General features: G+C 38.2%; 20 protein-coding genes. 12 read left to right on the top strand and 8 right to left on the bottom strand.

The genetic code is table 11. The annotated features are described in order from the left end of the window. The first annotated feature begins 136 nt into the window (after positions 1 to 136). The 9 genes from comGA to SPD53_RS01020 all read left to right on the top strand — a co-directional run bounded on the left by comGA (position 137) and on the right by SPD53_RS01020 (position 5,244). The gene (comGA, locus tag SPD53_RS01060) at positions 137 to 1,141 is read left to right on the top strand and encodes a competence type IV pilus ATPase ComGA (RefSeq protein ID WP_336251397.1); all 1,005 of its coding nucleotides are present in this window, start codon (positions 137 to 139) and stop codon (positions 1,139 to 1,141) included. Further along, positions 1,086 to 2,141: a type II secretion system F family protein gene (locus SPD53_RS01055; RefSeq protein WP_336251396.1), complete on the top strand. Its 1,056-nt coding sequence runs from the start codon at positions 1,086 to 1,088 to the stop codon at positions 2,139 to 2,141. The genes comGA and SPD53_RS01055 overlap by 56 nt, the downstream gene beginning before the upstream one ends. Positions 2,142 to 2,156: 15 nt before the next feature. Then, positions 2,157 to 2,459, top strand: coding sequence for a competence type IV pilus major pilin ComGC (gene comGC, locus SPD53_RS01050; RefSeq protein WP_336251395.1), 303 nt, complete (start codon positions 2,157 to 2,159; stop codon positions 2,457 to 2,459). Positions 2,460 to 2,461: 2 nt separating this feature from the next. Beyond that, positions 2,462 to 2,908, top strand: a complete 447-nt coding sequence (comGD, locus tag SPD53_RS01045) for a competence type IV pilus minor pilin ComGD (protein WP_156856780.1) — start codon at positions 2,462 to 2,464, stop codon at positions 2,906 to 2,908. Continuing rightward, complete coding sequence (locus tag SPD53_RS01040; RefSeq protein WP_336251394.1) at positions 2,877 to 3,218, top strand: type II secretion system protein; 342 nt, start codon at positions 2,877 to 2,879, stop codon at positions 3,216 to 3,218. Before comGD ends, SPD53_RS01040 begins: the two co-directional genes overlap by 32 nt. A gap of 31 nt (positions 3,219 to 3,249) precedes the next feature. After that, on the top strand, positions 3,250 to 3,621 hold the full coding sequence (locus tag SPD53_RS01035; RefSeq protein WP_336251393.1) for a ComGF family competence protein: 372 nt from the start codon (positions 3,250 to 3,252) through the stop codon (positions 3,619 to 3,621). Continuing rightward, entirely contained in the window at positions 3,611 to 3,970 is a 360-nt protein-coding gene (locus SPD53_RS01030; RefSeq protein ID WP_336251392.1) for a hypothetical protein, read from the top strand. Before SPD53_RS01035 ends, SPD53_RS01030 begins: the two co-directional genes overlap by 11 nt. Before the next feature lie 256 nt (positions 3,971 to 4,226). Continuing rightward, positions 4,227 to 4,925, top strand: a complete 699-nt coding sequence (locus tag SPD53_RS01025; protein WP_336251391.1) for a helix-turn-helix transcriptional regulator — start codon at positions 4,227 to 4,229, stop codon at positions 4,923 to 4,925. A gap of 76 nt (positions 4,926 to 5,001) precedes the next feature. Continuing rightward, positions 5,002 to 5,244: a DUF2626 domain-containing protein gene (locus SPD53_RS01020; protein WP_156856783.1), complete on the top strand. Its 243-nt coding sequence runs from the start codon at positions 5,002 to 5,004 to the stop codon at positions 5,242 to 5,244. A 48-nt stretch (positions 5,245 to 5,292) separates the two neighbouring features. Here the strand turns inward: SPD53_RS01020 and SPD53_RS01015 are convergent, their stop codons facing one another. Then, positions 5,293 to 5,916 carry an MBL fold metallo-hydrolase gene (locus tag SPD53_RS01015; RefSeq protein WP_336251390.1) on the bottom strand — a complete coding sequence of 208 codons (624 nt, stop codon included), beginning with the start codon at positions 5,914 to 5,916 and terminating at the stop codon, positions 5,293 to 5,295. A gap of 167 nt (positions 5,917 to 6,083) precedes the next feature. On the opposite strand from SPD53_RS01015, the gene SPD53_RS01010 reads away from it, so the two are divergent. Beyond that, positions 6,084 to 6,260: a DUF2759 family protein gene (locus tag SPD53_RS01010; RefSeq protein ID WP_156856840.1), complete on the top strand. Its 177-nt coding sequence runs from the start codon at positions 6,084 to 6,086 to the stop codon at positions 6,258 to 6,260. A 362-nt stretch (positions 6,261 to 6,622) separates the two neighbouring features. Here the strand turns inward: SPD53_RS01010 and SPD53_RS01005 are convergent, their stop codons facing one another. The 5 genes from SPD53_RS01005 to rpmG all read right to left on the bottom strand — a co-directional run bounded on the left by SPD53_RS01005 (position 6,623) and on the right by rpmG (position 12,626). Further along, a complete protein-coding gene (locus tag SPD53_RS01005) occupies positions 6,623 to 8,551 on the bottom strand; it encodes an LTA synthase family protein (protein ID WP_336251389.1) in 1,929 nt (642 codons plus the stop codon). Positions 8,552 to 8,742: 191 nt separating this feature from the next. Further along, the gene (locus tag SPD53_RS01000) at positions 8,743 to 9,714 is read right to left on the bottom strand and encodes an ROK family glucokinase (RefSeq protein WP_336251388.1); all 972 of its coding nucleotides are present in this window, start codon (positions 9,712 to 9,714) and stop codon (positions 8,743 to 8,745) included. Beyond that, a complete protein-coding gene (locus SPD53_RS00995; RefSeq protein ID WP_336251387.1) occupies positions 9,707 to 9,925 on the bottom strand; it encodes a YqgQ family protein in 219 nt (72 codons plus the stop codon). Before SPD53_RS00995 ends, SPD53_RS01000 begins: the two co-directional genes overlap by 8 nt. 352 nt (positions 9,926 to 10,277) lie before the next feature. Further along, positions 10,278 to 11,831: a rhomboid family intramembrane serine protease gene (locus SPD53_RS00990; protein ID WP_156856788.1), complete on the bottom strand. Its 1,554-nt coding sequence runs from the start codon at positions 11,829 to 11,831 to the stop codon at positions 10,278 to 10,280. A 645-nt stretch (positions 11,832 to 12,476) separates the two neighbouring features. Then, complete coding sequence (gene rpmG / locus SPD53_RS00985) at positions 12,477 to 12,626, bottom strand: 50S ribosomal protein L33 (protein WP_021291115.1); 150 nt, start codon at positions 12,624 to 12,626, stop codon at positions 12,477 to 12,479. Positions 12,627 to 12,801: 175 nt separating this feature from the next. Between rpmG and SPD53_RS00980 the strand changes: the two genes are divergently transcribed. Beyond that, positions 12,802 to 13,029 (top strand): hypothetical protein, encoded by a 228-nt coding sequence (locus tag SPD53_RS00980; RefSeq protein WP_156856789.1) that lies wholly within the window; start codon positions 12,802 to 12,804, stop codon positions 13,027 to 13,029. A gap of 28 nt (positions 13,030 to 13,057) precedes the next feature. Beyond that, positions 13,058 to 13,675, top strand: coding sequence for a hypothetical protein (locus SPD53_RS00975; RefSeq protein ID WP_336251386.1), 618 nt, complete (start codon positions 13,058 to 13,060; stop codon positions 13,673 to 13,675). Positions 13,676 to 13,847: 172 nt separating this feature from the next. Here SPD53_RS00975 and phoU read toward each other — a convergent pair whose 3' ends face one another. Continuing rightward, positions 13,848 to 14,504 (bottom strand): phosphate signaling complex protein PhoU, encoded by a 657-nt coding sequence (phoU, locus tag SPD53_RS00970; RefSeq protein WP_336251385.1) that lies wholly within the window; start codon positions 14,502 to 14,504, stop codon positions 13,848 to 13,850. 117 nt (positions 14,505 to 14,621) lie between these two features. Next, complete coding sequence (locus SPD53_RS00965) at positions 14,622 to 16,769, bottom strand: peptidoglycan D,D-transpeptidase FtsI family protein (protein ID WP_336251384.1); 2,148 nt, start codon at positions 16,767 to 16,769, stop codon at positions 14,622 to 14,624. Positions 16,770 to 16,779: the final 10 nt, after the last annotated feature.

The following is a 16,779-nucleotide window of genomic DNA, read 5'->3' as shown; positions in this document are numbered from 1 at the left end:
CCTCCTATTTTTTTAATAGCTTTTACGACTAAATTATATTTATACAAAAAAACAAAAAATAAAGCAGGAATATCTTATTACATGTCGAATCATATAATTTAAAGGAGGTGACGACTAGTTGAACCCGGCATTACCTTTGGTTAAACAGATAATGCAACAAGCAATCAAGCAACATGCTACAGACCTTCATTTCTTGCCCGCACAAAAAGAAACGAACATCCATTTCCGTATCCAAGGCAAACGAAAACTTTTTCGTACGATCCCAACGAATCAATATGAGCTTTTACTCACCTTTTTTAAATTCACGGCAGGTATGGATATAGGAGAATCAAAAAAGCCCCAAGACGGCAGTATTGCCAATATTTTCCCGAACCTCGGTAAACATACATTAAGATTGTCAACCTTACCGCTCCTCGTTTCGGAAAGTTTGGCGATTAGGATTTTACCACAAGAAGATTCCCTTCCACTCGATGAATTATTTCTATTCCCTTACCAATTGAATAAACTTAAAGAATTAGCGAGTGCACGTTCAGGCTTATTTTTAATTACCGGACCAGCTGGTAGCGGAAAGTCGACAACGCTTTATGCCTTAATCCATTTTCTAATGAAAGAACATTCCTTTCAAGCTGTGACCCTTGAGGATCCTGTTGAAAGACAAATGGATGATGTCATTCAAGTGCAAATCAATGAACAAGCAGGGATTACGTATCAAGCAGGATTGAAGGCTGCATTACGGCATGACCCGGATTTATTGATGGTTGGAGAGTTACGAGATGAATCAACTGCACATTTTGCATTACAGTCATCCCTGACAGGTCACCTTGTTCTTAGTACACTCCATGCACGAAATGCTGTTGGAACAATTTACCGACTGCTTGATATGGGCATTAAACAACAAGACCTGCTTCAATCGCTAATAGCTGTTGCATCTATTCAATTAATTCCAATTCAGCATAAAGGCACTGTTCGCCGGGCAGCGATATTAGAATTGCTTGAAGGCGACAAGTTAAATGACGCAATCCAAACACATCTTGATATTGGACAACATGGCACTAATTCTTTTGATCATTTAAGGAGGAAAGCATATGCTTATGGCTTCTCCCCTGAAGCTTTTCGTCAAGAAACAACGAAAATTACCTGAAACAATTCAAATCAGATTTTTGAAACGTGTAGAACGTTTTTTAACAAATGGTTATTCCTTACAAGATGCACTCGAAGCGACAGCTTGGGATAAGGACCTGGCACCTATTTCACAATACTTTTTAGTAAAATTAAAAGAAGGTGCACGGCTTGATAATATTTTCGAGAGCGCTGGCTTCCACCCTGCTATCAGCTCCTTTCTTTATTTTGTCCATGCGAATTCTGATTTGAACGAGGCAATAAGAAAATGCTTGGAATTGGTCGAGCATCAATTTCAAAACGTCCGCAAATTTAAGCAGATTATTCGTTACCCTCTATTTTTACTGCTTATATTCTCCGTTGTTTTGTTTTTTATTAATCACCGTGTACTACCCGCATTTCAAACCTTATTTACTTCATCTCCCGAAACGCAAACAACAATCAACATTCTAAAATGGCTGATGGACTTTATTCAGTTTTCCGCTATTTCCATCGTAGTGGTCGGTATCTTGTTTGTAATTATCTGGCGGCACGTGCGGCCAAGAATGGCAATGGAAGAACAATTGAAAGTAGTTCAGCGCATTCCAGGCTATCGCTACTACTTACGTCTGCAAACAAGCCTCCAGCTCGCCACACATTTCAGCTCTTTGCTTAAAGCAGGACTCACTTTAAAGGAAATACTTGCCGAACTTGCAAACCAAAACAGACTTCCTATCCTTTCTTACTATGCAATATTACTAACGAATAACCTAGAACGCGGATACCATATCAGCAGCTTGCTTGAAGAATTGCCCTTAATTGAAAAACAATTAGCTGTTATTTTCCAGAAGAATACAACCGTTCCCGTATTAGAGAAGGATCTGACGTTATACAGTGATATGCTGCTTGATGAGATAGAGCGGGTAACGATTCAGGTTATTACGTATATTCAACCCGTATTTTATACAGTGCTCGGGGTATTTATAATTTTTATCTATTTAAGTATTATGTGGCCCATGTTTCAACTGATTAATTCATTTTAAAAGGAGCGATTTATTTTGTTCAACAACGAACGCGCGTTTACCCTAATTGAAATGCTGATTGTTATGCTTGTTATCTCCGTCTTATTATTACTGATTATCCCTAACTTGGCAAATCAGTCGGAAAATGTGAATGATAAAGGTTGCGAAGCACTAAAGGAGATTGTACAAACCCAAGCAGAAGCATATTATTTGGATAACAAAGAGAAGGTGAATAATATACAAACTCTCGTTTCAGCAGGCTATTTAAAAGACAATCAAACAAGTTGCGGGGACACTCCAATCACTATCCGTAATGGAAAAGTAAACGATGACTCGTAACGATGAAGAAAAACGGTTTCACGCTTATCGAAATGCTCGTTACGCTAAGCATACTTTCAATTCTTTTCCTACTCACCGTCCCTGTCCAGTCTGAATTGCTCGGAAAACAGCAGGAGGAACAATTTATTGAGACATTAAAGCAAGATGTGCTTTTCATACAAAATCAATCGAGCAAGCATACGAGAGATGAGATGTACATCCGATTCTATGATAATCATTACAGTATCTTATCTGGAGTAAATAAACCTTTTGCAGAACGGGACTACCCAGCGGACTGGACGTTGGTCGCCAGTAATCAAACACGGTTACTCCGATTTGTGCAATCGGGAACCGTACTCCAGCCCCGTACGCTCGTTATGTATACACCTAGTGAAAAGTTATTTATCGTATTCCCACTCGGTAAAGGGAGGTTTTATATTGAAAAAGAAAAACGGGTACTCGATGATTGAAGTTCTGATCGCGTCAAGTATATTTTTTCAAGCCCTCATTCTATTTATACCGATTTATGCGGATATTCAACTGGCCTACAATACTCTCAGTGACAAAAGATGGGCGGCTAACCAATTACAAACTGAATTGCAGGAATTTATTTGGGGGAATCCTCCCCCGCTCCCCGCTGTTCTTGAAACAACAAGAAATGATACATTATTTCATTTTGAATTTAATAAGGAGGATATCTATACGAAAGGATGTGTATCTTGGCAGAATGCAAAGGAGTCTGAAGAAACCATCTGTCTATTCGCATTACGTAAAGAATGAGCAAGGGTTTAATTTTATTTCCTTAATGACGATGGTAACGATTATCTTTCTCACATTACCGTTTTTAGCCTATGCTTTGCAAACAGTCAAGACAACTAATAATTATGAAGAGTTGGCGGTATACGAACTTTTCCGTTTTATCCGAGATGATATCCTGAAGTCTCATGATTACTATATCCGCGATCACGCACTATATTTACTTCAAGAAGACGATGAAACGGTCACAATCAGTAAATATGATTCACTAATAAGAAGACAAGTTAATGGCAGAGGGCATGAAATTTACTTGCGTGGGGTGGAGTCTCTTAGATTTAAGGAAGAACCGTTTGGTATAAAGTTAGTCATCACCACTGAAGAAGGTGCAACATATGAAAAGATTTTCACGTTTTATAATGGAGTCTAGTGGATTTATTTTGCTTCATGTATTATTTATCATCGCCATCCTCTTCCTCATTGTTACCGGCAGTATTTTCTCTTACAGAAATGAAGTGTATATAACAGCTACACAAGTAGAACATATTCAAGTCGAAAGTTTATTTCAAATGGCCCGTTTGAAGTATGTGAAGGAACAAATGGAATATAAGGAGATACTGCAAGCCGTCAGCTATAACTTTCCGAATGGTCATGTAGAAATTACTATCTCCCACTTTACCGAGGCTTACCGAAAGTTACAATTCAACATTCAACCGTTTAACCAGGACTACGCTTTTTCAATCAATCACCTTATCCATAACGATATATTTCATCAATAATTATGTACACTTTTCAACAAAGCTGCAATACTCACCCTTTCTCACGATTTTTCTAATATAATTAAGGTATAAAAGAACTTTATTCATTGGGATTTTTTATATTTTCCCGCTGAATATTCTGTGAGTGAATTAGAGTGTTATCGTCTGCTATCATTCGCCTCACTAGATTTAATTTATCTTTCTTTTCAAAGATAAAAGTGAGATGAAGGATGAGGATGCATCATGATAATCGATTTAGAATGATGGGGTGAAAACAATGAAAGACATGTTAAAAGTTACCACTGTGATGAGCGACCCTACGAGATTTAATATTTATCAGCATTTAGTGGAAAACCATAAAGACGTGAGTGTCACAGATATTTCCCGGGTTTTTGAGATTCACCCGAATGTGGCGAGACTCCATTTATCAAAACTTGAGGAAATTAATCTTGTTACCTCTTTTTTGCAAAAAACAGGTAAAGGCGGCCGTCCTGGTAGACGCTATCAGTTATCGAATGAAGTTGTCGAATTGAACTTCCCTGCGCGGGATTATAAAATCCTTTCATCCATTACTCTTGAAGCTTTGATGGAACTTGGAGAGCCAGGGAAACAAGCACTTTACGAAACAGGAAAAAAATACGGAACAGAAGTAATGCATCAGGATATCAAATATCTTGAGGATGATGCGAATATTTATGAAAAAATTACCGTGCTTGAACGAACAGGCCGCATGCTCGGCATGTACCCTTCTTTCAAGTACAACGAAGAAATGAAAGCCATTAGTTTCTCTGTGAATAATTGTCCATTTAAAGAGATTGCGAACAATAATCACCATCTGGTATGTGAGATGCATCAAATATTTTTAAAAGGAATGTTTGAAGCATTGTTTACCTCAATTGAATTGGTTGAAGAAAAAAATATGTTTACCGACAATTGCAGTAATTGCGCATATATCGCAAAACTTTCAATCGTTTAATGTCAATCGTTTACAATATTTGCTTCCTCGTTTATAATAATTATGATAGGTCAACTAGAAGGAGGGGGAAAGAGACATGGATCGTGTGTTTCGTATGCTGGGCTTTTGGACAGGGATCTTTGCCGTTATGTTCTACGTTGGGGACATGATGGTTCCATCCGTACTATCCTTGATTCAAACAGTATTTTTCCTTACATTAGGCTACTTAAAATTATCAGAACGGATGTATATGTATTTATTCGGAGCTTATTTAACAGTATTCATGGTAGGTTATACATGGTATTCTGAATTTATACTTGTACCGGGGTTCGGCGGTTAAACGCGAAAAAACCATGCAAGGGGTATTTGCATGGTTTTTTCTATTGCATCATCCACGGAAAAACGGATTGTTTACTTTTTCAAAACCAATGGTTGTACTCGGGCCATGTCCAGGATATACCCTATACTCATCATCTAATTGATATAGTTTCCTTGTGACAGAGTGTTCAAGTGTCGGCAAGTCTCCTCCGGGTAAATCTGTTCTACCTATCCCTTGATTAAAAAGGACATCTCCGCTGAATACTTGCTTCGAGTCTGTAAAGATAAAACTCATACTTCCTGGCGAATGCCCCGGTGTATGGGCAACTGTAAAGTGAAACTCCCCGATCGTAAGCTCACCTTCTTCCAGCGTTATTTCTGCCTCTGTTGCAGTGACTTCCCCGCCCATTAACTTATGGGACCCATTAAGCATCGGATCTGTTAACCAACTCTGTTCCGCCTGATGAATATACACATTCACCTGAAACTTATTTCTCACTGTCTCCAAGCCACCAATGTGGTCAAAGTGAGCATGTGTTAATAAGATTCCTAAGGGTGTCAGTTCATTTTCCTCTATATATTGAATGATTTTCTCCGCGTCACCACCTGGATCCACAATAAGCGCATGTTTCCCCTTTGATAAGATGTAACAGTTAGTTCCAATCATACCGACCGGCATCGTTTTTATTTCCATTGTTCTCGTCCCCTTTAGTTACCGATGCATTCCTTTAGGTTATGCCTCGACAAAAATATTAATATGCATTAGAATGATTATAGAGTATCTACATAATAATATAAAGGGATCCTTAGTGCTAGTATTTTATTCTAAGGGAGAATAGACATAAGGAGGGTGAATTTTTCATGAGTCACATTATATTAGGTATCTTATTTTTGTTAGTTGCTTTACTTGCCGTTGTTTCAGTAATTCGTCAATTAAAAATTAAAAATTATTTTGCATTGATTTTTTCTGTATTAACAGCAGCAACTTTTGGATTCTTTTCTATTGCTACGATCATTTCAGAGCTAGCTAACCTCTAAGTAACTATAATCTAATATAATCGAGTAGGTGACTAACCATTAGTCGGTTAGTCAATCTCTTACACGCCGTACGTACGGTTCCGTATACGGCGGTTCAACCTTTTAAATATCGAGGCTCATAGAGTGTGGACAAATCTTTAAGTCCCCATTTTATGAGCTTTTCATTTAGTATGGCATGATGGATAGTATCTTCATTAAAGCTCGCCAATATCCTTTGCGAGTATTAGCCAGCAACATTCTGTCATTATCACTTCGGACGCCCTTCCCTTCCGCTAGCAATTCCTGCTGCCAAGCCTGTAGTGGACGTTCCCCACCAAGTTATATCCCCTGCCCGGCACATACGAAAAAACAGGTAGAGAATATTACTTCTCTACCTGTTTTTCTTCTGCGAAATCTACAAAACGGAATAGATCTCCATATATAATGTTATCGGAATAGCTTAATTCCAATTCTACTTTTTCAGCAATTTCATCACAAGGACTGCTCGTTCCTGTAGTAGCTTCTTCCTCTGATGTAGCTTCATCCTCCACATCAGCTAGTTCACCAGTATGAACATCATAGCACATACCTGCCGTTGAAAGATAATCATCACTCACAAAATCACCGTTTCTCAAAGCGATATAGCCTTTTCGGTTCTTTGCAAATAAATCATTACCGAAGTAAATATCGTTTTTATGTTCAATCCCAAGAAGGCTTAGAATTGTCGGCTTTAAGTCAATTTGACCGGAAACTGTAGAGATTGTTTCCCCTTTGCCATGACCTGGTATGTGAATGAATAATGGTACTTTTAGTAACTGGACCTGGTCATATGGTGTGATTTCTTCCTTATCCAAGAACATGCTCATAGCACGATTATGGTTAGCACTGATTCCAATATGGTCTCCCATAATAATGATGATGGAATCTTCATAAAGACCTGCCTGTTTTAGGTGATCGAAGAATTCTTCAATCGCTTCATCCGCATAACGTACGGTCGGGAAGTAATTATTTAACGTATTTGAATTGGAATCATATGGTTCGATTGATTTGTCTTCTTCATCCAATTCAAATGGGAAGTGGTTAGTCAGTGTAATGAATTTCGTATAGAATGGTTGTTCCATTGCTTGTAAATACTTAATTGATTGTTCAAAGTACGGTTTATCCTTGAGTCCCCAGCCAACTGAATTTTCATCGGTTATTTCATAAGCTTCATCACTATAAAAATGATCAAGGTTCAAGCTTCTGTACATCCCATCACGGTTCCAGAAACTCTTATTATTCGCATGAAGCACTGCTGAAAAGTAATCCTCTTCCTTCAGTATTTCAGGTAGAGCATGGTATTCATTACCTCCATGAGTGAAAAATACAGCCCCTCTTGAAAGTGGATATAATGAATTTTCAACTAGGAATTCTGAATCCGATGTCTTCCCTTGACCCGTTTGTTCAAAGAAGTTATCGAAGTAATACGTATCCTCATCTTCAACAAGCTTATTGAGGAATGGTGTAATTTCTTGCCCATTCACTTCTTTTCCTACAACAAAGCCTTGGACCGATTCCGCATTGATGAATATAACATTTTTACCTTCAGCAACCCCGAACATATCCGATTTCTCGGTCACTTTTACATTTTCTTCAATATAATCTTTAATTTCCGGGATTTCATTTCCATCTGCGAACACACGTTGCGACTCTGTTTTCGAATGTATAACAAGGTCATAGACATGGTAATTAAATAATCCGATATTCTTCACTAAATACTCCCTGTCAAATGCACGGGTAAATAATTGCGGTCTTTCCATTTCAGCTAAGAAAAAGTTACCCGCAAGCAACAATAGAGACATGGAAAGCGCAAAAGCTTTTCCTCGCTTCAAATACTGAACAGATAAAGTTGATTCTTTCTTTTTACTCAAATACCAAATAATTGCGGCATCTGTAAATAACAGAATGTCATATGGTTTAATCAACGTAAGAATACTTGAACCCAAATCCGTCATGTTGCTTCCCATAAATAATTGCGGAAGTGTAATAAAGTCCGTAAATTGACGATAGAATACTAAGTTAGCAAATACGATAAAGCTGAAAATAAATGCTGTATAACGCAAGTATTTCATTTGTCTTGATGGTTTATTAAACCAAACGGACACTGCAAAAATTAGAAATGCCGAGACAAACGGATTAATAAATAAGATGAGCTCTTGCATTCTATTATCTAGTTCAATATTAAACATAAAACGGTAAACAATATATGTTTTAAGACCGAATAGCAAGGACGCAATAATATATAACGGTATTCTTGCTTGTTTTTTCCTCATTCTAAATCCTCCCAAATATAAAGAGAACAGACGCGTTAAACTCCACTATTCCCTCTTTGAGCAATTTGTAAACTGTTTTTTACAACCCACTTATACTATTAGACGTAAACCAACTAATAAAGGTTTCATTTTTTTACATTTGCTTCATAGTTTTTCTGACATCTTATTTTACTAGATAAGCAGAAAAAAATCTAGAGTAAACTTTTTTCCACATTCTGCTTAACACAGAAAGCTGCTCCGATGATACCCGCATCATTGCCAAGTACAGCTTGCTTGATTTCACAGTTAGCTTTTACCCGTGGTAAAGCATAGGCTTCAAAATGATCACGAATTTGATTGATAAATGGTTCCCCAGCTTGAGAGACCCCACCACCAATCAAGATTTTCTCCGGATTCAGTATGACACCTAAATCCGCAAATGTTCGCCCTAATGTTGCTGCAACCGTACTGACTATTTCCATTGCAGCTTTATCGGCTTTCTCAGCCAATTGAAAAACATCTTTTGCTGTAAGATCCTTTTTTTCATTATACATTTTAGCAAGTTCTGATTCCGGCTGTTTTATGCTTAAATCCTTTGCGAGCCTTACTATGCCGGTAGCTGAAGCGATTGTTTCTAAACAACCACTCTTTCCGCAATTGCAAGGTGCTCCGTTCTCTTCAATTAATATATGTCCAAGTTCTCCGGCCATGCCACTTATTCCATTTAGGATTGAACCGTTAGCTATGATGCCACCGCCAACTCCAGTTCCGAGCGTAACGGCAATAACATGCTTTCCTTCATTCCCTGCACCTTGCCAATTTTCACCTAACACAGCCATGTTTGCATCATTTTCGATAAATACAGGTAAGCCGGATAAATCACTCAGTTCTTTCGTGAACTGCTTATTTCTCCATCCTATATTCGTTCCATAGTGGACAATACCTTCTTCACTACTGATAAAGCCTGGAATTCCTGCTCCGATACCGAGAATCTCATCCGTTGTTATATCCTTCTTTTCTAGAATTTCTTTTATAGATGCCCAGGTATCCGGCAATATGAAAAAACCATTGTCTTTAGTTCTTGTTGGGATATTCCACTTGTGCAGGAGTTCCCCTTCAGCCGTGAATAAACCAAACTTAATGGAAGTGCCGCCGATATCAATGCCAATCATATATTTATTCATGACTTTGCCCTCTTTCTGCCTCTTCTAATGCATTTCTTTCTTTTTGTAGAACAAGTTTTCCACTAATGTATAGTTGTTGTGTAATAAAACCCAATTTATAAAGTTCTTCAAGTTCACTTTCCATTAATATAAGATCGCCGATACGATCTCGTGAATAAACGAATGTGCCGAATCGCTTTAAAAGCATTCGGACGTCATATACAGAGTTCAATAAATTTCACCACTCTCTATTATACCAAAGGAATCAATGTAAAGAAAATTATAGCGAAGTTTTATTAGAAAACAAGGCAGTAAGAATGGGTCTTACTGCCAAAAAAGAAAATAGGCTGGGAGATGTAGTTTAATGTTATTGTTACGAGAGGTTAAAATATTAATCTTTTTTACTCGGCTCACCAGCCCCCTTACACCTGCACTTATTGTGGGCAGCTGATGAGCCTCTCTTCCCACAGGGGCATTCGGTAATACGAGGCTGTTCCGAGAAAAAATGAGTTACTTCCTTACTAAAGCAATATAACATGATGAGACAACCAAATAAATTTATCGCCTTAGATCGGACCTAGTCGTTACTTTGTCGGTGAGTTTCCGATTATTTCTTCATATAGATCGATGACATCTTCATTGGTTGGGTCCATTTGGTAAGCTCGTTCGATTGCTTCTTTAGATTTTTCAGTATCTCCCTCGAGATCATATAAAATCGCCAAGTTGTGATATGCTTCTGGCAAAGGATTATCATAGGTGACACTCTCTTCTAAATCAATCAATGCTTCTTCATACCGTCCAAGCTTGATGTAAGCGTAGGAGCGTTGGAATAAAAGGGCGCTTTCCATATCCCCATTTAACTCTAATGCGTCCGTTGCTACATTAACAACCTTTTCATAATCATGATCAGCTAAATGCTCTTGGATCTGTAATAATTGAAATGATTGGCTATTTTCATTTGCATGGACGCCATAATATGTAACCCCAAACAGTAAACCAGCGGTAATGATTGCAGTACCGATTTGGAATAATGGCCGCTTATTCTTAGGCATGCCAACAATTGCTGCAGCAAGGAATCCGGCGATTAGTCCACCAACATGAGCCGCCATGTCGATTTCATCAATGGATAAACCAATCACTAAATTTATAGCTAATACAAGCAGTATGCTTGACCCAATTGTTTGGAAGAATAATCGTTTATGTATAATACCAAAATAAAGAAACGCACCGAACAAACCAAATATCGCCCCCGAAGCGCCGGCACTAACGCTTGTCGTAAAGGCGAAACTCGCGATTGAACCACCTAAACCGGCTATAAAATAAATGAGAACAAAACGGCTGCTTCCAAAGATTTTCTCAATTGCAGTACCTAAATAGTAGACGGCGAGCATGTTTAAGGCGAGATGAATAAATCCAATATGGATAAACATGGAGCTAAACAAACGCCACCACTCCCCATCTATTATCATCGCAGGATTGTACTTTGCACCGAATTCGATAAGCGTTTCAATCGAAGTGCTATCCCCTTTCCATTCAATATAAAAAAAGCAAAGCAAATTAATAATGATAAATGCATAAGAAAAGAGTGGTCTTCCGAAGCTAAAAATATTTTCGACTTCTTTCCGTTTATTCTTTAATGAAGATACAAAGTCATATTTAGTTTCTTCCACAACTTCTTCTTTTCTCTCATCTGGTAATTCAAGATTATAGGAAATAGGTTGGTGTGGCAGCAAATCTTGTTCAAACCGTTCCGCTTCGTGAACATATTCTTCTTGATCCAAATAATAAACTCTCATGCTTACTTTCGGTTTTCCTTCAGCAGTCAATGGCTGTTTCAGTATTTCCCATGTATCTACAGGCTGATGCTTTGTAAAATAAAGGTTATACACCTCTATATTCTTGCCTAATAATTGTTTTACGTTTCGAACCCGTTGAAATAAAAATGAGATATCCTGTTTTAAATGGTTTTTCCAATCAAATCCTTTATGTATGAGGCGCACAACGATTGAAGTACGGTTTTCATTTTTCTCTAACCAGACTTCATTTGTCTTCTCATTTAAATATAATAAGTTAAATCTATGATTTTTCACAAGATCATTTGCAAAGGTATATAAAAGATATTGCTCATTTAAAGACATGGATTCACCTTCCTTCCCTTCATCATAGCAGATTTATTCTACTAAATATATTATTATAATCCCCACTCCATTTTCGCAACCTAAACAGCTGGATAACTTTAAAATCAAGTGAAACTGCGGAATACTTTCATACAGCGTAAGTGTTTGCAACTTACTTCTGGAGGTCCGCAGTCCAGACACCTCTCGCTTTCCGCAGGCGGCTGGTGAGCCTCCTCGTACGCTTTGCGTACTGCGGGGGGGGGCTCACCTATGCCTATCCTCCTGCAGGAGTCTCGAGGTGTCTGGACTGCTCCCAGGAAAAGCCCAATTTAGATCACTCTTTATTATTCCACAGATATTATTTCTATCGTGACATGGGGCTAGAATAAATGCTTTCAATAATAATCATCTTACCAGTTCAGTTGCCCGGTGGACGGTGACTCCTGCGGGAAAAGCACGAGTCTGGAGACCCCGCAGGGCGGTAGCCCGAGGAGGCTCCAGCTGTGCCCGCGGAAAGCATCCGTCCACCGGGCAACTGAACGGCGATTAGAGCGCCTTAATTAGTGAAAGAGCAGACACTTACGCTGTATGAAAGCATTCAGTAGCTATTAACCTTATATAAAATAAATAAAGCTCTCATCCGAGGATAAGAGCTTTATTATTGTTTTATTTAGTTTCACGGTGTAAAGTGTGTTTTTTAAGACGTGGACTATATTTCATAAGCTCAATACGTTCAGGATTTGTACGCTTGTTTTTCGTAGTAATATAGTTACGATCTCCTGTTTCTGTACAAGCTAACGTGATATTAACGCGCATAATTTTCCCTCCAAACTTTTCAAACTATCTTTAAGAATACATAAGCAATTTTATTAGACCTTTATTATAATAACAGATGTTGCAAAAAGATTCAACAATTCTCTAGGTAATTTTAAGGTTTTCATGACACACATAATATGATATAACTAATATGTGGTTAAAGGGAGGGAAATAAATGATAATTGCGATTGTAACCATACTCATTATCGGTCTGGTCTTGTTCATCCTGTCTTATTTTATGAATGATCGATTGGAAGAGCTGGAAAGTCAAGTCGAACAGCTTTCGATTACTTCTATGCAGGATACATACCAAATGAAGAAGAAAATTAAAATACTAGAAGAAGAATTGCTCCCAGGAAATATTAATCAATCCTCCAGTTCGGAGTTTAAGGAACAATCTTGATTACTAGACGCCAGAAAAGGAGTTAAGCATGAAACATACACTACGCGCATTCTCAGTTGGCTTGATTACTACCGGATTGATTTTACTTGCTGTGTTTTATTTATTTGGTTATGGCAATGAAAGTACAGCAGAAGATACAACAGAAGAATTGATAGAGAAAATTGAAGAAAAAGGATTACGCGTTATTTCTGAAGAAGACTATATTAGCTTTACTTTAGGTAATAAAGAGAAAAATGATGATGAAACGGATGTAGCTGAGTCTGATGAAGAGGATGCTAAGGAATCCAAAGAAGAAAAAGAAAAAGCTAATGATGATAAAGCTGATGGAGATAAAGCCGCAAAAGAAGATAAAGAAAAGGATAAGAATAAAGAAAAAGCTGATGACGATAAGAAAAAGGAAAAGCAGAAAGATGAAAAGCCTAAAAAGAAAGATAAGAATTCCCCTGTAGTCATTACAGTTGAACCAGGAATGGCAACTTCATATATTAGCGATATTCTTGAAGAAGAAGGACTTATCGACGATGCAGCATCTTTTAACAAATACTTGATTGATAACGACTATTCTTTACGTGTTCAAATGGGTAAACATGAACTAGAACGTGGTTTATCCGAATACGAAATAGCCGAACGTTTGACATCAAATTAAAAAACCAGTGCCTACTATTGGAGGCGCTGGTTTTTTAATTCGATTTTGTTTCTGGAAATCTGGCAAAAATGATACTTCGTAGTGCGCCCATGCACCTTTGAAGCCCGTTGGCTCACTTTTTCCGCTCCACATGTACCTTGCTGACGCATACTCATTTTCGACACACTATTAATCAATTAAGGTTATAATTTTTTCCTTTAACTAAGTAGAGTATGCTTTCCCCTATATTTGTAATATGGTCGGCGAAGCGTTCTAAGTAGCGGGCACAAAACGCGACTTGCATAATATATTGGATTTTATCCGGATTTGTTGCTGTTTCTCCAAGCAGCTCGTTAACAATATGCTTATACATCTTATCTACTTTATCATCTGTTTCCGCTAATTTCTCAGCAACGGTAATATCTTCATATTTAAAAGCATGCATCGATGTTTTCAACATATCCATTGCAATTTCATGCATTTGCCGCAGACCTTCCGGAATAGTAGAAAGATTCTTATCTAAATGGATTGTTGCTTTTGCAATATTTTTAGCATTATCGCCCATTCTTTCGATATCGGTTACTACGCGGAGAGCAATAATAATCTGCCGTAGATCGGTTGCTACCGGTTGTTGTTTTGCAATCAGCAGCACCGATTTTTCATTTATTTCTCTTTCCAATTCATCAATTTGTTTATCTTCTTCAAGGATTTCTTTCGCTTGTTCCAAGTCTTGATTAATTAATGAATCGACAGCTTTCGACAATGCCTCACCGGATAAGTTCGCCATTTTAATGACTTCTTCTTTCAACTGCTCTAATTCACTTTGAAACTGCTCACGTGTCGGGCTCATCCAATCTCCTCCAAACTATCTTCAATCCATTGCTAGACGTATGAATTGTATAGCTTAAGTATACCGGAAGATTGTTAAATGAGTGTTAAATTATTGTGTAAATAATATTGAGCTTTTTTACGATTCTCCATCTTCTGCCGCTTCTTCAGCATCGCCATCATCCTGCTCTTCTTGCATTTCGAAGTACGTATCAAGAATACGCTCGGCAATCCGGTTGGCGACATTCCCATCTTCTCTTGCATTAATGCCGATATTTGGAACCAGTACTGCAAAAGCAACTTCTGGGTTATCCATTGGAGCATAACCGATGATCGCACGGTTGATTGTATCATACCCTACCCCATCGACATAAACCGTATTCTCCGCTGTTCCCGTCTTACCTACAGCATTATAATCTTTCCCTGCAAAGTTACTATAAGCCGTACCGCGCTGCACTTGGAATGCTTGCCTAAAGCCTTCCTGCACTCGAGCAATTTCCGATTCGCTCGCTTGAATTTGATTCAAGTACTCTGTATTTATCGATTTATAAAGTGGACCTAATTCCTTCTTGGAAGCGATTGGTTCTCGTATCTCTTTTACGAAATGCGGGCGCACACGGTAACCATCATTAGCGATAGTCGAAACGTATTGAGCTAATTGAAGAGTTGTATACGTATCATACTGGCCAATTGCATAGTTCATCAGTAGACCAACGTCATTTTTAGACTGACCAAGTACTCCTGTTGATTCAGATGGAAAATCTATACCAGTGGGAGCACCTAAACCAAATTGAAGGAAATAATTTCGCATTTCCTGCCATGCCGCAAGATCCATTGATGAACTCGCCCCATTTGGAAATGGAGTACGATAATCCCCCGCCATTCGTAGAGCAATATAGAACATATATATGTTCGATGATTCTTTCAATGCTTTGATATCATCTGCCAAACCAATTGTGCTTGATAAGGATCGTTTTTCTGGGGTGCCCGCTATTTTGATAGGCCTGTCATAAAAGCTTTGACCTGGACTGATTACACCTGAATGCAATCCCGCTAATACGGTAGCACCTTTTACAACCGAACCTGGTCGATGAGCATCATGCAATGTGTGATGCGGACTATAGCTAAATGTCCCTTCCTTATGATCGTATGTTTTCCCGGCTACTGAAATTAATTCTCCTGTTTTCGGATCCATCACAACTGCTAGTGCATCGTTTAAGTAACGGTTATTATAAGGGTCTAATTGAATTGCCTTTCTTAACTCGTCCTCCAGAATCTCATCTACCTTTTCTTGGAATTCCATATCAATCGTTAGAATGAGATCCTTCCCTCTCTCACCCTTAACAAGGGTCTTGGAATCGATGATGGCACCTGATTTCGTCGTTGTATATTCAATTTTTTCTTTTGTACCCCTAAGAACATCTTCATATTGCTGTTCTAATCCACTTCTGCCAACCCGGTCATTTCTACTGTAGCCTCGTGACATGAAATATTGCATATTTTCTGCTGGGATCCCGGTTTGATGGGTACTGATACTTCCTAGAAGACTTCGAATTGTAGAGCCATACATATACTCACGATCCCAGTCTGTTGTTGCATTGATTCCTGGCAATTGGTCGAGATTTTCTGAGACGAGTGCATATTCTTCCGGTGTAACATCCTCATTTTTAATAATTTGCGGCGTTAAGGAGTAAGCTTTATCCAGTTCTTTTTTAATCCGGATCACTTCGAGTTCTTCTTTTGTAAAATTATTATCTGCCACATGCTCATCTGGAATGGATTTTAAAACCTCTTGGTAAATTTCTGCGTTGGACATGTCCTTCGTTTTTTCTTCCGGTAACAAGTCCTCGTATGTTTCTTCCCTTTCATCAGCTGATTTACCTTCGTTTTTTGCCAAATCTTTCAGATAGACATATTCGCGCTTATCCCGATCTGTTATTTTGTTAAGCTCTTCTTCGCTGTCCATCGAAATAAACTTCGCTAACTTTTCCGCGAGGTCTAAACGATCCTGTGGCTGCACACCTTTGGGAGGTGTATACGTAATGGAATATAGCGCCTTATTATCAACAACTAAATTTTCATTTCTGTCATATATTTTTCCCCGAGGTACCGGGATTTTAGTCGTATCTTGAATCGTTTTGTCAATTTCCTCTTGGAATTCTTCTCCATTTAGGATTTGCACGACACCTAGTTGAAAAATCAGCATTGAAAATAATAAGAACACGATGAAAAAGATTATATTTGTTCGAAAGGGAAGCTGTGCTCTTTTTTTCTTTTTTTCCTTCATTATACGCCCC

Origin of the sequence: Oceanobacillus sp. MO10714A (assembly GCF_037072045.1) — a bacterium.
Lineage (GTDB): Bacteria > Bacillota > Bacilli > Bacillales > Amphibacillaceae > Oceanobacillus > Oceanobacillus indicireducens.
Note: the sequence above shows the minus strand (reverse complement) of the source record. Positions and strands in the feature narration are given on the sequence as shown.

Excerpts from the sequence above, each read along its gene's own strand:
- SPD53_RS01055 (WP_336251396.1), top strand. The coding sequence starts at position 1,086 with ATGCTTATGGCTTCTCCCCTGAAGCTTTTCGTCAAGAAACAACGAAAA.
- comGD (WP_156856780.1), top strand. The coding sequence starts at position 2,462 with ATGAAGAAAAACGGTTTCACGCTTATCGAAATGCTCGTTACGCTAAGC.
- SPD53_RS01035 (WP_336251393.1), top strand. The coding sequence starts at position 3,250 with ATGGTAACGATTATCTTTCTCACATTACCGTTTTTAGCCTATGCTTTG.
- SPD53_RS01030 (WP_336251392.1), top strand. The coding sequence starts at position 3,611 with ATGGAGTCTAGTGGATTTATTTTGCTTCATGTATTATTTATCATCGCC.
- SPD53_RS01025 (WP_336251391.1), top strand. The coding sequence starts at position 4,227 with ATGAAAGACATGTTAAAAGTTACCACTGTGATGAGCGACCCTACGAGA.
- SPD53_RS01020 (WP_156856783.1), top strand. The coding sequence starts at position 5,002 with ATGGATCGTGTGTTTCGTATGCTGGGCTTTTGGACAGGGATCTTTGCC.
- SPD53_RS01015 (WP_336251390.1), bottom strand. The coding sequence starts at position 5,916 with ATGGAAATAAAAACGATGCCGGTCGGTATGATTGGAACTAACTGTTAC.
- SPD53_RS01010 (WP_156856840.1), top strand. The coding sequence starts at position 6,084 with ATGAGTCACATTATATTAGGTATCTTATTTTTGTTAGTTGCTTTACTT.
- SPD53_RS01005 (WP_336251389.1), bottom strand. The coding sequence starts at position 8,551 with ATGAGGAAAAAACAAGCAAGAATACCGTTATATATTATTGCGTCCTTG.
- SPD53_RS01000 (WP_336251388.1), bottom strand. The coding sequence starts at position 9,714 with ATGAATAAATATATGATTGGCATTGATATCGGCGGCACTTCCATTAAG.
- SPD53_RS00990 (WP_156856788.1), bottom strand. The coding sequence starts at position 11,831 with ATGTCTTTAAATGAGCAATATCTTTTATATACCTTTGCAAATGATCTT.
- rpmG (WP_021291115.1), bottom strand. The coding sequence starts at position 12,626 with ATGCGCGTTAATATCACGTTAGCTTGTACAGAAACAGGAGATCGTAAC.
- SPD53_RS00980 (WP_156856789.1), top strand. The coding sequence starts at position 12,802 with ATGATAATTGCGATTGTAACCATACTCATTATCGGTCTGGTCTTGTTC.
- SPD53_RS00975 (WP_336251386.1), top strand. The coding sequence starts at position 13,058 with ATGAAACATACACTACGCGCATTCTCAGTTGGCTTGATTACTACCGGA.
- phoU (WP_336251385.1), bottom strand. The coding sequence starts at position 14,504 with ATGAGCCCGACACGTGAGCAGTTTCAAAGTGAATTAGAGCAGTTGAAA.
- SPD53_RS00965 (WP_336251384.1), bottom strand. The coding sequence starts at position 16,769 with ATGAAGGAAAAAAAGAAAAAAAGAGCACAGCTTCCCTTTCGAACAAAT.